General features: G+C 74.3%; 13 protein-coding genes. 5 read left to right on the forward strand and 8 right to left on the reverse strand.

Going from position 1 to position 13613, the window contains the following annotated elements; genetic code table 11:
* Positions 1 to 3: 3 nt before the first annotated feature.
* From ACQP1P_RS23075 to ACQP1P_RS23090, 4 genes are read right to left on the reverse strand one after another with little or no spacing between them, the layout of a single operon-like run.
* The gene (locus tag ACQP1P_RS23075; RefSeq protein WP_433089331.1) at positions 4 to 1140 is read right to left on the reverse strand and encodes a SigB/SigF/SigG family RNA polymerase sigma factor; all 1137 of its coding nucleotides are present in this window, start codon (positions 1138 to 1140) and stop codon (positions 4 to 6) included.
* Positions 1141 to 1162: 22 nt separating this feature from the next.
* Positions 1163 to 3040 carry a CheR family methyltransferase gene (locus ACQP1P_RS23080; RefSeq protein WP_433089333.1) on the reverse strand — a complete coding sequence of 626 codons (1878 nt, stop codon included), beginning with the start codon at positions 3038 to 3040 and terminating at the stop codon, positions 1163 to 1165.
* Positions 3041 to 3049: 9 nt separating this feature from the next.
* The gene (locus tag ACQP1P_RS23085) at positions 3050 to 3793 is read right to left on the reverse strand and encodes an ATP-binding protein (protein WP_433089335.1); all 744 of its coding nucleotides are present in this window, start codon (positions 3791 to 3793) and stop codon (positions 3050 to 3052) included.
* Positions 3790 to 4809, reverse strand: a complete 1020-nt coding sequence (locus tag ACQP1P_RS23090) for a chemotaxis protein CheB (protein ID WP_433089336.1) — start codon at positions 4807 to 4809, stop codon at positions 3790 to 3792. Before ACQP1P_RS23090 ends, ACQP1P_RS23085 begins: the two co-directional genes overlap by 4 nt.
* A 121-nt stretch (positions 4810 to 4930) precedes the next feature.
* Here ACQP1P_RS23090 and ACQP1P_RS23095 point away from each other — a divergent pair, with 121 nt between their 5' ends.
* Both ACQP1P_RS23095 and ACQP1P_RS23100 read left to right on the forward strand, forming a co-directional pair.
* A complete protein-coding gene (locus tag ACQP1P_RS23095; protein WP_433089338.1) occupies positions 4931 to 5938 on the forward strand; it encodes an LLM class flavin-dependent oxidoreductase in 1008 nt (335 codons plus the stop codon).
* A 35-nt stretch (positions 5939 to 5973) separates the two neighbouring features.
* Positions 5974 to 6258 carry a hypothetical protein gene (locus ACQP1P_RS23100; protein WP_433089340.1) on the forward strand — a complete coding sequence of 95 codons (285 nt, stop codon included), beginning with the start codon at positions 5974 to 5976 and terminating at the stop codon, positions 6256 to 6258.
* A gap of 57 nt (positions 6259 to 6315) precedes the next feature.
* On the opposite strand, the gene ACQP1P_RS23105 is transcribed toward ACQP1P_RS23100, so the two are convergent.
* Genes ACQP1P_RS23105 through ACQP1P_RS23115 form a run of 3 tightly spaced genes read right to left on the reverse strand, consistent with a single transcriptional unit; the run spans position 6316 to position 9078 of the window.
* Complete coding sequence (locus tag ACQP1P_RS23105) at positions 6316 to 7260, reverse strand: acyltransferase domain-containing protein (protein WP_433089342.1); 945 nt, start codon at positions 7258 to 7260, stop codon at positions 6316 to 6318.
* Positions 7261 to 7270: 10 nt separating this feature from the next.
* A complete protein-coding gene (locus ACQP1P_RS23110) occupies positions 7271 to 8506 on the reverse strand; it encodes an MFS transporter (RefSeq protein WP_433089344.1) in 1236 nt (411 codons plus the stop codon).
* Positions 8503 to 9078 (reverse strand): TetR/AcrR family transcriptional regulator, encoded by a 576-nt coding sequence (locus ACQP1P_RS23115; RefSeq protein WP_433089346.1) that lies wholly within the window; start codon positions 9076 to 9078, stop codon positions 8503 to 8505. Before ACQP1P_RS23115 ends, ACQP1P_RS23110 begins: the two co-directional genes overlap by 4 nt.
* A gap of 21 nt (positions 9079 to 9099) precedes the next feature.
* Here ACQP1P_RS23115 and ACQP1P_RS23120 point away from each other — a divergent pair, with 21 nt between their 5' ends.
* The 3 genes from ACQP1P_RS23120 to surE all read left to right on the forward strand — a co-directional run bounded on the left by ACQP1P_RS23120 (position 9100) and on the right by surE (position 12329).
* Positions 9100 to 10527 carry an FAD-dependent monooxygenase gene (locus ACQP1P_RS23120; RefSeq protein WP_433089348.1) on the forward strand — a complete coding sequence of 476 codons (1428 nt, stop codon included), beginning with the start codon at positions 9100 to 9102 and terminating at the stop codon, positions 10525 to 10527.
* A gap of 78 nt (positions 10528 to 10605) precedes the next feature.
* Positions 10606 to 11541 (forward strand): 1-phosphofructokinase family hexose kinase, encoded by a 936-nt coding sequence (locus tag ACQP1P_RS23125; RefSeq protein WP_433089349.1) that lies wholly within the window; start codon positions 10606 to 10608, stop codon positions 11539 to 11541.
* A complete protein-coding gene (gene surE, locus ACQP1P_RS23130; RefSeq protein WP_433089351.1) occupies positions 11538 to 12329 on the forward strand; it encodes a 5'/3'-nucleotidase SurE in 792 nt (263 codons plus the stop codon). The genes ACQP1P_RS23125 and surE overlap by 4 nt, the downstream gene beginning before the upstream one ends.
* Here surE and ACQP1P_RS23135 read toward each other — a convergent pair.
* The gene (locus ACQP1P_RS23135; RefSeq protein WP_433089352.1) at positions 12265 to 13533 is read right to left on the reverse strand and encodes a sugar efflux transporter; all 1269 of its coding nucleotides are present in this window, start codon (positions 13531 to 13533) and stop codon (positions 12265 to 12267) included. The genes surE and ACQP1P_RS23135 overlap by 65 nt on opposite strands.
* Between the last annotated feature and the right edge of the window lie 80 nt (positions 13534 to 13613).

Below are 13613 nucleotides of genomic sequence, written 5' to 3' on the forward strand. Positions count from 1 at the left end.
GGCCTAGTCGTCGGCCTGCAGGTGGCGGCGCAGGAAGTCGAGGGAGTGCGCGAGCAGCCGCGACACGTGCATCTGTGACAGCCCCACCTGCTTGGCGATCTCCAGCTGCGACAGGTTGCCGTAGAAGCGCATGGACAGGATCCGCTGCTCCCGCCGGGGGAGCCGGGCGATCAGGCGCTTGAGGGCCTCGCGGTACTCCACCAGCCCGAACTCGGGCGCCTCGTCGCCGAGCGTGTCGAGCATGGTGCCGTCCTCGTCCATGCCCGGCGTCGGCACGTCGAGCGACAGCGGGCGGTACGCCTGGGTCGCCCCCACCGCCTCGACCACCTGCTCCTCGTCCAGCCCGGTGTGCGCGGCGAGGTCCGGGACGGTCGGCGAGCGCCCGAGCCGCTGGGTCAGCTCCTCGCGGGCGTGGTTGACCGCCATCCGCAGCTCCTGCAGGCGCCGCGGGATGCGGATGCCGGAGGCCCGGTCGCGGAAGTGGCGCTTGAGCTCGCCGGTGATCGTCGGCGTCGCGTAGGTGCCGAACTCGGTGCCGTGCTGCGGGTCGAACCCGTCGACGGCCTTGATCAGCCCGAGCGCGGCGACCTGGCCGAGATCGGCGGCCGGCTCGCTGCCGCCGTCGTAGCGGCGGGCCAGCCGGTGCGCGGCCGGCAGGCACTGCTCGATCACCTGGTCGCGGACCCGGGACCGGCTCGGGTCGTCCGGCTCCAGCTCGGCCATGCGCAGGAGGCGCTCGGTCACCCCGGCCGGCCACTGCCCGTGACCCAGCTCGATCGCGTCGAGGTCCAGGGGCCGGCGCTGGCGGAGCTGGACCGGCCAGTCCAGCTCGTCGTAGGCGCGCAGCGCCTTGGCCGCGCCGGCGATCTCCAGGGCCGACAGCGCGACCCCGCTCGCCCCGCTCACCTGCACGTCCGCCTCGAGCTGCTCGCCGCGGCGGTGCAGGTAGAGCAGGATCTTGATCGCGGCCGCGTCGATCAGCCGCACTTGGGCCACATCGACCGCGACCCGCCCGGAGCGCGCGTCGAAATGCTTGAACACGATCTGGCGGAGATATGGCGCCGACGCGTAGTCGAGCACGCCGGAACACTCCAGCAGGGTCGCTTCCGGGCGTTGTGACATGGTGATCGTCAAGTCCATGACCGCCCCCTCAGCCCCCACGCTATGCCGATAGCGGCGCCGATGCACCCGGTGCGGCCGTATTCGCGCCCCCGGCCACCTCCATCACGAGGATCGCCCCGATCACCCCGGCGGTCTCGCTGGTGAGCGGGGAACACACAACGCGCAGGTCAACCGTGCGCCCGCGGCGGTTCACGGCCGACTGCTCCTCCTGCTCGCGCTCCGAGCGGCCGGTCAGCACTTCCCGGATCGCCGGGCGCAGCCGGTCCGTGGACAGCCCGATGTCGATGTTGAGGAAGTGCTGACCGACGGCCTCGTCGGGGCGCAGCCCCCACAGGTCCTCCGAGCGGCGGTTCCAGACCAGGATGTGCATCTCGCGGTCGAGCACCACGACGCCGGCCCGCAGGCTGGTGAGGATCGCCTCCATGAACGAGTTGGCGTCGTTGAGCTCGGCGGTGCGCTCCCGCAGCTCGTCGTTGATCGACTGGAGCTCGTCGTTGGTCGACTGCAGCTCCTCGTTCATGGTCTCCAGCTCCTCGTTGGTGGACTGCAGCTCCTCGTTGGTCGTCTCCAGCTCCTCGACCGTGGACTGCAGCTCCTCGTTCGTGGTCTCCAGCTCCTCGTTGGTGGACTGCAGCTCCTCGTAGGCGGTCTCGAGCTGCCGGTTCGCGAGTTCGAGCTCGCCCTGCAGGCGCCGCGAGGCGGTCATGTCCTGGAAGATCACCACGACGCCGAGCAGCCCGGCGTCGGAGTCGACGAGCGGGTGGATCTGGATGTTGAGGTACTGCTTCTCGCTCGCCGCGGTCACCAGCTCCACGTCGTCGATGCGGGCCACCCGGCGCTCGACCTGGGCCTGCTCGATGTATCCCCGCAGCTCCACCGGGCGGTAGGACAGGTCGAGGTCACGGAAGGGCCGGCCGATGTCGCGCGGGGAGACCCCGAAGAGCGTTTCGGCGTGCCGGTTGGTGAGCGCGACCAGCCCGTCGGCGGTGACCACGACCTGCGCGACGGGGCTGGCCATGAAGGCCTCGCTGCGCAGCCGGTCCAGGCCGAACAGCTCGGTGCGGGGCGGGGTGTGCGGCGGCTCGGTCAGGTAGACGCCCCCGTTGAGCACCGGCCGCGACACCTTGCGGAACATCCGCCGCTTGAGATCGAGCGGGGTGAACAGGTTGGCGTGGCTGAGCAGCATCTCCGCCTTGCCCAGGAACAACACCCCGCCGGGGGACAGCGCGAAGTGGAACCGGGACAGGATGCGGGTCTGGGTCTCGGCGTTGAAGTACATCAGCGCGTTTCGGCAGACCAGCAGGTCGATACGGCTTATCGGAGCGTCCTGCACCAGGTCGTTGCGGCCGAAGATGACCGATCGGCGCAGGTCCTTGCGGAACGTGAACCGGGTGCCGGTGGGCTCGAAGTACCGCTCGACCAGCTCCGGCTCCAGGTGCGCCAGGTCCCGCTCGGCGTAGGTCGCCTGCCGCGCGTGGGCCAGACTCTCCTCGTCGACGTCGGTCGCGTAGATCTTGACCCGCTCCCGGAACCGCTCGACGCCCATCGCCTCGGCCAGCACGATGGCCAGCGTGTACGCCTCCTCGCCGGACGCGCACCCGGCGCTCCACACCCGCAGCGGCCCCTCGTGCCCGTCGATGAGGCGGGGGAGCACCTCGCGGCTGAGCGCGGCCCAGGCGTCCGGGTCGCGGAAGAACCCGGTCACGTTGATCAGGATGGTGTTGAACAGCGCCGTGAACTCGTCCGGGTGGACCTGGAGGTAGTCGAGGTACTCCGCATACTCGTTCGGCGGCACCTGCGCCATGCGCCGCTCGACGCGCCGCATCAGGCTCGAGCGCTTGTAGCCGGTGAAGTCGAAGCCGCGCGCTTCCTTCAGGTAGACCAGCAGGGCCTCGAAGTCCGGATCGGGTTGGGTCACCGCGCCACGCTACCGTCCCGGCTGCAGGCGCAGCGTCGCCCACACCACCTTTCCACCGGCGGTCCGCGCGCAGCCCCACGCCGAGGACATGCCCTCCACGATCAACAATCCCCGGCCCGGCTCCTCGTCCTCGCCGCCGGAGCGCTCCAGCGGCAGCGGGCTCTCGTCGCGAACCGCCAGGTGGAGGTGGCGGTTGCGCAGGGCGACGCTGACCTGGATCGGCGTGCCCGCGTGCTCGACGGCGTTGGCCACGAGCTCGGTGACGATCAGCGCGGCCGTGTCGGCCACCGGGGCGACCTTCCACTGCTGGCAGGCCCGGTCGACGAGGTCGCGGGCCAGCCTGGTGGCGTCCGGCTCCGGGCCGAGCTCGATCTCCATGCGCCGCGGGCCGGGCAGGCGCGCGTGGGCGGCCAGGGCGGTCTCGGCATCCCGGTGTACCGGCACCTGCCGGGCGATCCCGAGCCGTTCCAGCTGATCGTGGAGGTGCCGGCCAGGCCCGACGAGCAGCACGTCGGTGCCGGTGTCCACGCCCTGCCGGGCCAGCATCGGAAACGCCGTGAGGGTGATGTCGTCGGCGGTGTGCAGCTGCGACACGTCGATGAGCAGCACTTCCGGGTGGTCGGTCAGCGCCTTCTGGGCCGCGTTGCGCAGCGTGGGCACGGTGGCGAAGTCGAGCCGCCCGGTCGCGCGCAGGACGGCGACGGGGAAGTCGGGCTCGTGGGTGCAGGTCAGCTCGTCGGCTTCGGGGCTCATGACAGCGCGTCCTCGGGTGCGTCGTTCTCGAGGGCGGCGAGCCGCTCGATGAGTTGCCGGATGGTCTTGCCCGCCGCCTCGGCCTCATCGGCCGCCTCGGCGTACTGGTTCGCGGTGGTCCGGTGTCCCCGCACGGTCGCCCCGCCGGCCATCCGCCGGCTCAGCGCCGCCTTCTCCTCGAGGCTGCGCAGCGCCATCCACAGCGCACCCTCGAGCGAGCTGCCGAGCTCGTCCAGCAGCCCGGCCGCCGACCAGCCGTGGCCGACCCGGCAGCGGAACCGCCCGACGGCCCCCGGCAGCTCGAACAGCGCGCCGTGGCAGGAGGGGCAGCCGAACCCGGCCGGGATCCCGCCGATCTCGTCGGCGGTGACGTCCTGCATCGCCGTCATGGCATCCTCCGCATCCATCTCGGCCTGCTCCACGACCGCGCGCGGGGCCGGCCCGGGCAGCTCGCCGAGCAGCTCGGCGAGCGCCGCGCCCATCATCGCGGCCGGCAGTGGCCGGGCCGACGGGGACTGGGCGGCGGCGTGGCGGGGCATGGACGGGTACAGCGCCTCGTGCGGGTCCTGGACCAGCCCCTTGCCGCCCTGCCGGACGATCTCGGACAGCCCGTAGGTGCCGTCGTCGCGGTTGCCGGACAGCACCACGCCGAGCGCGGCCGCGCCCCACCAGCGGGCGGCCGAGCGGAACAGCGGGTCGGCCGCGGGCCGGTGGCCGTTCTCGACCGGCCCGTGGGAGAGCAAGAGGTGGCCGTCGCGGACGAGGAGGTGACGGTTGGGCGGGGCGACATAGACGTGGCCGGCCTCGAGCGCGTCCCCGTCGGTGGCGTGCGCGGCCGGCAGCGGACCGGAGCGGTTCAGGATCTGGGGCAGCGCGCTGGTGCCGGTGCGGGGCACGTGCAGCACGACGCAGACCGCCCCGGGCAGGTCGGCGGGCAGCCCGCCCACGAAGGAGCGCAGCGCCTCCACCCCGCCGGCGGAGGCGCCGACGACGACGATCCCCCGGGGCTCCGTCATGCTGGCTGACTCTACGCTTCCCACGGTCCCATCACGGATCGTCCGTTTACCCCCTCCGCGCCGCGTTAAACTGCCCCGCGCACGGGACCTCGCGGCGCGGGCGGCCGCGCTAGCATGCCTCGTGCGTCCATTCGCGTCCGTCGACGTCTACACGACCGCGCCCGCATCGGCGGGGGTCGACGGGCCCGGGTTCCGGCGGCGGCTCGCCGACGTCACCCGCTGGACGGACGCGGCGGGCGCGACCGGGCTGCTGGTCTACTCCGACAACACGCTCGTCGACCCGTGGCTGGTCGCCCAGTGCATCCTCGAGCGGGCCGAGCGGGCGGTGCCGCTCGTCGCGGTGCAGCCGGTCTACGCGTCGCCCTACGCCGCGGCCCGGGCGGCGGCCACGCTGACCTTCCTGCACGGGCGGCGGCTGCACATCAACCTGGTGACGGGCGGCTCCCGGCAGCATCTGGAGGCGCTGGGCGACGCCGGCGTCGGCCACGACGAGCGCTACGACCGGCTGACGGAGTACGCCACCGTCCTGCGGCACCTGCTGGAGTCCCCGCGCCCGGTCACCTTCGACGGCCGGTACTACCGGCTCCAGGCGGCGTCGATCCCGCAGCGGCCGCCGGCGGCGCTGTCGCCCCGGCTGGTGCTGTCCGGCTCCAGCGAGCGCAGCGTCCGGTGCGCCGAGGAGCTCGGAATCCTCCGGTTCGCCTACCCGCGCCCGGTGGGCGACTACCCGCCCGGCGGCCCGCTGCTGCGCGGCAACGGGGTGCGGCTCGGCGTCATCGCGCGCGCCGGCCGGGCCGCGGCGTGGAAGGCGGCGCACGAGCGCTTCCCGGGCGACCCGATAGGGGAGCGCCGGCACCGGATCGTGCGCCGCCTGACGGACTCGCACTGGCACGCGGAGCTGTCCTCGCGCGTGCGGGCCGACGGGGACGCCGAGGACGTCTACTGGCTGCATCCCTTCGGCACGTACCGCACGTTCTGCCCGTACCTCGTCGGCGACTACGACGAGGTCGGCGCCTACCTGGCCGAATACCTCGCGCGGGGCGTCGAGGCGTTCATCCTCGACATCCCGGCCGAGGAGGACGACCTGCACCACGCGCGGATCGCCTTCGAGCGGGCCACCCGCGCCTGACCGGCGCGCCGGCGCACGCTGTCTACCGTGTGCCCATGAGCGCGGAGCAGGTGCTGCACGTCTCCACGATGCCGACCGGCCACCGGCGCACGCTCGCGGTCACCGTGGGCCGGACGCTGACGTTCTGGGAGAAGTACACCGGCGACGGCTCCGGCTGGATGGGCCGCATCACGTCGTTGCGGGCGCAGGCGCGGCTCGACGGACCGCTCGGCGCGCGGACACCGGATGCTGGTCGCCGCGGGCCTGCCGTGCAAACCCGACGCCTGGGTCTGGTTCGGCGGCGACTGACCCGGCCGGTCCGACGCGCGCTCGAGTCGTGAGGCGCGCGGACGCGACGCGCTACGCCGTGTTGTCGAGGCTCGATGGCGGTGGCAGCACTAGAACGGGATGTGGCCGCGGCGGATCTGCCAGTGGCGGCCGGCCCGCAGATGGTCGGCGATGGCCCGCTCCAGCACCGTGCGGCGCGGCAGTTCGTCCAGCGGCGTGCTCAGGGTGCGAAAGACGAACCGCAGGACCTCGACGTCGGCGTCCAGCCCCTCCGGCTCCCGGTAGGGCTCCAGCTCGAAGCGCCGCTGGAAGCGCACGATGTTGGAGTCCTCCGGCAGGTACTCCAGCAGCTGCGGGTCGAGCAGCCAGGAGCCGCACGCGAACGCCGGGTAGGACTCGTGCGGGAAGTGCCGCCGGAAGAACGCGCGGCCGGCGTCGAGCGACGCCGTCACCGAGTCCGGGGTCAGCGGGCCGGACTCCGGGATGTGCAGGTCGACGACGGACCCGCCGCGGTGGTGCTGCAGGCGGCCCAGCTCGTAGATCGCCCCGCGCGCGTGCAGGGTCAGCCAGCTCTGCATGACCGGCCAGCCCTCGCCCCGCATCCGCCGGTCGACGGCCAGGTTGCGGCCGAGGTCCGCCAGCGACGCCCAGGAGACGGACTCGGGGACGCCGTGGTCGCGGTGGTAGGCCAGCACGACGTCGAGCAGGGCCAGGTAGGCGTACACGTAGAGGTGCCGCCAGGCGGGGCCGCGGTCGCGGGGCAGGTCCGGGCCGGGCGGCAGCCAGCCGTGCCCGCCGAGGTCGGCGCGGACGAGGGCGATCGAGCGGTCGAGCAGCCAGCGCAGCTCCGGCGTCCACAGTGGAGAGCCGGCGTCCGGCCAGGCCTCCAGGATCTCGGCGGCGTCCTGCGCGGGCACGGCGAGCCGGGCCAGGATCGCGGGCGCGTCGGCCCGCTCGGGCAGCGGGGCCGACGGCCGGTCGCCGGCGAGCCGGTGCACGCGCTCGACGTCCTCGACGGGGACGCCGAGCCGGGCGGCGGTCTCCTGCGGGTCCACGCGGCCGACTCTACCGGGCGGCGGGCGCCTCGGCGGGCTCGCGGTGCTCGATGCGGCGCAGGCCCCGGACCGCGGGGATGAGCAGCAGGGCCACGCAGCCCAGGACGCTCACGCCCACCGAGAAGCCCAGCACCGTCTCGGCGGTCAGAGCCGCGGCGACCGGGCCCGCGAGGGCCTGGCCGATGGGGAGGCTGCCGTCGGAGCCGAACACCTCGTACGACGTGATGCGGTTCAGCATCGCGGGCGGGACGTGGGTCTGGACGCTCGTCTGCCACATCACCGACCAGAACGACCACGCGGCGCCGTTCACCGCCGCGGCCGCCAGCAGCAGCGGGAGCGCGGCGTGCAGGGCGATCGCCAGCGGGAGCAGGCCGTAGCCGAACATGGCGACCGCGCCCGCCGCGAGCGGCCGGCCCGGGTGCAGGCGCAGCGCGAGCAGGCCGCCGACGATGGCGCCGGCCGCGAGGCCCGACTCGGTCCAGCCGTACGCGGGCGCGCCGAGGCGGCCGCTGACGAGCACGGAGCCGAGGGGGATGAGCGGGCCGAAGAGCAGCACGCCGTACACCACCCAGACCAGGATCACGCTCCAGATCCACGTGCGCGAGCGGAACGCGTGCCAGCCCTCGACGAGGTCGCGCAGCGGCGAGGTGGACCCGTCGGGAAGCGGCACGGCCCCGAGGCGCAGGCCCGCCAGGCACACCGCGCTCACCGCGAACGTGGCGGCGTCGGTGACGTAGAGCGGGCCGGCGCCGAGGAAGCCGAAGACCACGCCGGCGGTGGCCGGGCCGAGCAGCTGGGCGATCGACTGGGAGACCTTGATGGTGGCGTTGGCCCGGTGCAGGTCGGTCGCGACCAGCGGGACGATGCCGTTGACGCCGGGCTGGAAGGCGGCGGAGGACACGCCGTGCACCGCGGAGCACACGAGCAGCAGCCACAGCGCGGGGCTGCCGAGCAGGAACGCCGCCGCCACCGTGCCCTGGGCGGCGAAGCGCACGATGTCGGCGCCGAGCATGAGCGGGCGGGCGCCGACCCGGTCCGCGAACACGCCGCCGAAGAGGATGCTGGCCACGAACGGGATGGAGAACGCGGCCAGCACCAGGCCGACGCCCGTGGCGCCGTAGAGGTGCCCGACGGCCAGGGCCGAGGCCACGATGAGCATCGCGTCGCCGAACACCGACACGGTGCGGGCGACGAAGTAGCGCGTGAAGTTCGAGGTCCACAGGGCGGTCCGGGGCGGCACGATCATGACCGTACCAGCGGCCGCAGCGCCTCGAAGGCCTCACGGGCGCGGCGGGTGACGGCGGGGATCGCGCGGCGGTTGGCGGCGGCGCCGAGGTCCTCGACGGTCCGGACGAACACCGCCAGCAGCGCGTCGGCGAGGGCGGTCGCGGCCGCGGGCGCGTAGCCGGCCCGGCGCAGCCGACCGGCGAGCGTGCCCGCCACGCGGTGACTCAGGTCGAGCAGGCCGCGGCGCAGGGTGTCGCTGCCGGCGACGAGCCGGACCATGCCCCCGGGGGACTCGAGGGCGCGGTGCGCGGCCGGGCCGAGCAGGAAGGCCTCCAGCCAGCGGCGGGCCGCGCCGATCGGGTCCTCGCCGTCGCCGACCACGGCCAGCAGGCTCGTTTCGAACGCCTCGGCCTGGTCGAAGACGAGCGACTCCTTCGTCGGGAAGTAGTTGTAGAGCGTCTGCTCGGAGACCCCGGCGGCCCGCGCGACCTGCGTCATCGCCACGCCGTCGTAGCCGTGCTCGCCGAACAGCGCGGCGGCCGCGCCGGCCATGGCGGCCCGGGCCCGCGCCTTCTTTTCCTCACGGAGCATTTTTGGGTTACCCTAATTGTTGTGGAACTCAAGCATTCGTACGAGGCGATCGTAGTCGGCGCCGGTCCGGTCGGGCTGTGGCTCGCCGCCGAGCTGCGCCGATACGGTGTCGACGTCGTGGTCCTGGAGCGGCTCGCCGAGCCCTCGCAGCAGATCAAGGCCGGCTCGGTCGGCCCGTCGTCGGCCGAGATCTTCGACCAGCGGGGCCTGCTGGAGCGGTTCCCGGCGCCGGACCCGGGCGTTCTCGCGGCCCTGGGCACCGGCCGGCCGCTCGGGCACTTCGCCGGCCTGTGGCTGCTGCGGGGCGCCCCCGAGCTGCGCACCATGCCCGTCTTCGCGCAGCAGTCCCAGGTCGAGGCGGTGCTGGAGTCGTACGCGCGCGAGCTCGGCGTCCCGGTGCTGCGCGGCCACGAGGTCACCGCGCTGGCCGGCGATCGCGTCGAGGTGACCCGCGCCGGCTCGGCCACGACCGTCACGGGGCGGTTCGTGGTCGGCTGCGACGGCGGCCGCAGCACCGTGCGGCGGCTGGCCGGATTCGGCTTCGAGGGCACGCCCGCCACCATCACCGGCCGGCAGGCGCTCGTCGACATCGCCGGGCCCAACCCGCTGGCCAAGGGCTGGAACCGCACCGGCGCCGGCATGATCGTGTACGGCCCCGGCCCGCAGCGCGTGCTGACCGTCGAGTTCGACGGGCCGCCCGCCGACCGCGACCGCCCGCTCGAGCGCGCCGAGATCGAGGCGAGCCTCCGTCGGGTGTCGGGCACCGAGGTGGTGGTCGAGTCGCTGGTCACCGGTACCCGCTGGACCGACAACACGCGGCTGGCGACGACGTACCGCCGCGGCGGCGTCCTGCTGGCCGGCGACGCCGCGCACGTCCACCCGCCCTTCGGCGGCCAGGGCCTCAACCTCGGCTTCCAGGACGCGGCCAACCTCGGCTGGAAGCTCGCCGCGACCATCGCCGGCTGGGCGCCCGAGGGCCTGCTCGACACCTACGGCGACGAGCGCGCCCCGGTCGCCGCGGCCGCGCTGGCCAACACCCGTGCCCAGGTCGCCCTCATGCGGCCGGACCCGCAGACCTCGGCCCTGCGCGAGCTCTTCGCCGACCTGCTCGCCTACGACGAGCCGAACGCGCACGTGTCCCGGCTCATGACCGGCGTCGACCGGCCGTACCCGATGGCGAGCGACCACCCCGATGCCGGTCGCGTCGCGGCCGACCGGCCCGTGGGGTCCTCGCGCCTCTACGAGCTGCTGCGCACGCCGGGCGGGCTGCTGCTGGACGCCACGGCGGACGGCGCCGGGGCCCGGATCGCGTCGGCCTGGGCCGGCCGGGTGAGCGCCGTGCCCGGCCCGGAGAACCTGCTCATCCGCCCGGACGGCGTGGTGGCCTGGGGCGGGGCCACCCTCGACGGGCTCGACAAGGCGCTGGAAACCTGGTTCGGCCGCCCCTGAGGCGGGCATAAGCCGGGACATGAGCGGTCCGGAGCGCAGCGGAGGGGCCGCGCATCATGGGCACACGGAGGTGCCGGCATGAGCGGGAGTGTGATGGTGTTCGCCCCCGCGCCGGTGCTCACGGTGACGATCGAGCGCCACGCGGGCCGGCAGGACCTCCACGTGCACGCGGGCGGGCAGGGCGTGTGGCAGGCCCGCATGCTCGCCTCGCTCGGGTGCGAGGTGAGGCTGTGCGTGGGCGTCGGCGGCGAGATCGGCGCCGTGCTGGCCGACGTGCTCGGCCGCCTCGACCCCGCGATCACGCTGCACGCGGTGACCCTGGGCGCGGGCAGCGGCTGGTACGTCCACGACCGCCGCGAGGGTGAGCGCGCCGAGATCGCGGAGGAGCCCGGGCCGCCGCTGCGCCGCCACGACCTCGACGAGCTCGCCAACATGGCGCTCGAGCAGGGCCTGCGCGCCGACGTCAGCGTGCTCAGCGGGCCGGCCGACCCGGCGATCGTCGACGCGGACACCTACCGGCGCCTCGCCGCCGACCTCGGGGCCAACGGCGGCACCGTGGTCGCGGACCTCTCCGGCGACCTGCTCGCGGCCGTCGTCGCGGGCGGCCCGGCGTTCGTGAAGGTCAGTCACGAGGAGCTGCTCGCCGACGGCCGGGCGGGTGACGACGGCGTGCCCGCGCTCGTGGACGCCGCCCGCAAGCTGCGCGCCGAGGGCGCCGGGGCGGTGCTGGTCAGCCGCGCGGGCGAGCCGGCCGTGGCGGTCTACGGCGAGCACCGGGTGGCGGCCGTACACGTGCCGAAGCTGCAGGTCGTCGACCCCCGCGGCGCCGGGGACTCGATGAGCGCCGGGGTGGCCGCGGTGCTCGCCGGCGGCGGCGACCTCGAGGAGGCGATCCGCACCGGCGCCGCGGCGGGCGCGCTGAACGTGACCCGGCACGGCCTCGGCTCCGGCCCCGGCTCGACCGTGCGCGAGCTGCTCACCCGCACGTACCTCGAACCGCTGGAGGCGTCATGAGGGTTCTCGTCACCAACGACGACGGGTTCTCGGCGCCCGGCATCCTGCACCTGGCCCGGGCGGTGCACGAGGCCGGCCACGACGTGCTCGTCGCCGCGCCGCACACCGAGGTCAGCGGGGCCGGGGCCGCGCTGAGCGCGACGGTCGCGGACGGCCGCGTGGTCTACGAGCCCGTCGAGCTCGACGGGCTGCCGCAGGTGCGGGCGTACTCCGTGCCGGCCTCGCCCGCCTACATCGCCATGCTGACCGGGCTCGGCGCGTTCGGCGAGCCCCCGGATCTGCTGCTGTCGGGGGTGAACCGGGGCGCCAACGCCGGGCACGCGATCCTGCACTCGGGGACCGTCGGCGCGGTGCTCACCGGCGCCGCCGACGGCCTGCGCGGCCTGGCGGTGTCCCTGAACATCCTCGGCGAGGTCGCGCTGAACGCGCTGTCGACGGTGGACGACGAGACCCGCCACTGGCCGACCGCCGCCACGATCGCGACCGGACTGCTGGACTGGCTGGCCGCGGCTCCGGCGGGCACGGTGCTCAACCTCAACGTGCCCGACCGCCCGCTGGACGCCGTCGCCGGGCTCCGCCCGGCCTCGCTCGCTCCCTTCGGCCAGGTCCAGATGACGGTGGCCGAGCACGGCGCCGGCTTCGTGCGCACCGCGCTGCGGGAGCGCGAGGCGGAGCACGCGCCGGGCTCGGACCTCGCGCTGCTGGCGGAGGGGTACGCGACGATCACCGCGGTCCTGCCACCGGTGCGGCACCCGACGCTGGAGCCCCCGGAGGACTGGCGGGGCTGACCGGCCCGAGCGGGGCCGGTGGCCGCGCCGGGCGGGTGACCAGCAGCAGCACGAGGCCGGCCGCGCACAGCACGGCGCCGAGGCCGAACGCGCTGCGGTAGCCGAAGTGCGCCGCGACCCCCAGCAGCGACCCCGCGACCATCGCGCCGATCGGGAACGTGTTGGTGTAGAGCGTGGTGGCGGTCCCGGGCCGGGTGGGCATCATGTCCTGGATGTAGGTGATGGCGACGCCGGAGATGGCGGAGATGAACACGGCGTTCACCACCTGGGCCGCGACGAGCACCCACAGGTTCGGCGCCCACCAGACGATCGCGTAGTACGCCGAGCCCGCCGCGGCCCCCACCAGGATCAGGGCGCGGACCGGGAACCGGGTCGTCAGCGCGCCCAGGCCCAGCATGAACGGGATCTCCAGCGCCGCGCAGAGGCCGAGCACCAGGCCGGCCGCGGACGCCTCGTGGTGCAGGTCCCGCTCGATGAAGAGGGGCAGCGCCTGCACGCAGAGGGTCATCGGCACCTGCAGCAGCACGAACGCGACCACGGTCACCCCGAGGACCGTCCGCGACACGGTGCGGGGCGATGCCGACTCGTCGGCGTGCTCGGGCCTGGGCGGCTCGAGGTTCTCGAGGCGGAGCAGGGCGACCACGGCCGCCACTGCGTACAGGGCGGCGGCGGTGCAGTACAGCAGCCGGAACCCGCCGACGTCCAGCAGCACGGCGGCGAGGGCCGGGCCGCCGACCCAGGCCAGCGAGAACACCGTGCGCATCGCGCTGATGCCCAGCGCCGCGCGGCCGGGGCTGTCGCGCTCGAGGACCTGCCGGGCGTACGCGAACGTCTGCGGGAACAGCGAGCCCGACAGCGCGATCGCGGTCACCGACAGGCCGAGCAGCACCCAGTAGTCCCGCACGAACGCGGTGAAGCCGGTGCCGGCCACGCCCGCGAGGGCCGCGACGAGCAGGACGCGGCGCCGGTACGGCCCCCGGTCGGACAGCCGCCCGACGAGCGTCGTGACCAGCACCCCGGCCAGCGGGGCGGCGACCAGGAACACCGTCACCCGGCCCGGGCCGGCGTGCACGTCGTTGCTGAGGAACAGCGCGAGGAACGGGTAGGCGACGGCGGTGGACATGCCGACCGCGAGGAACATCAGACCGAGCGGGATGAGCGCGGGGCTCAGCCCGCGCAGCCCGGGGCGTTCGAGCGTCGTCATGCCCGGGACTTTACCGGTCAGGAAGTGTGACTCCCCGGTTCGGCCGGGCGTTCGTCGCGCACGCTTCGTGATCCCGCTTA

Source organism: Dactylosporangium sp. CA-052675 (genome assembly GCF_050947935.1).
In the GTDB taxonomy this organism is placed as follows: Bacteria; Actinomycetota; Actinomycetes; order Mycobacteriales; family Micromonosporaceae; genus Dactylosporangium.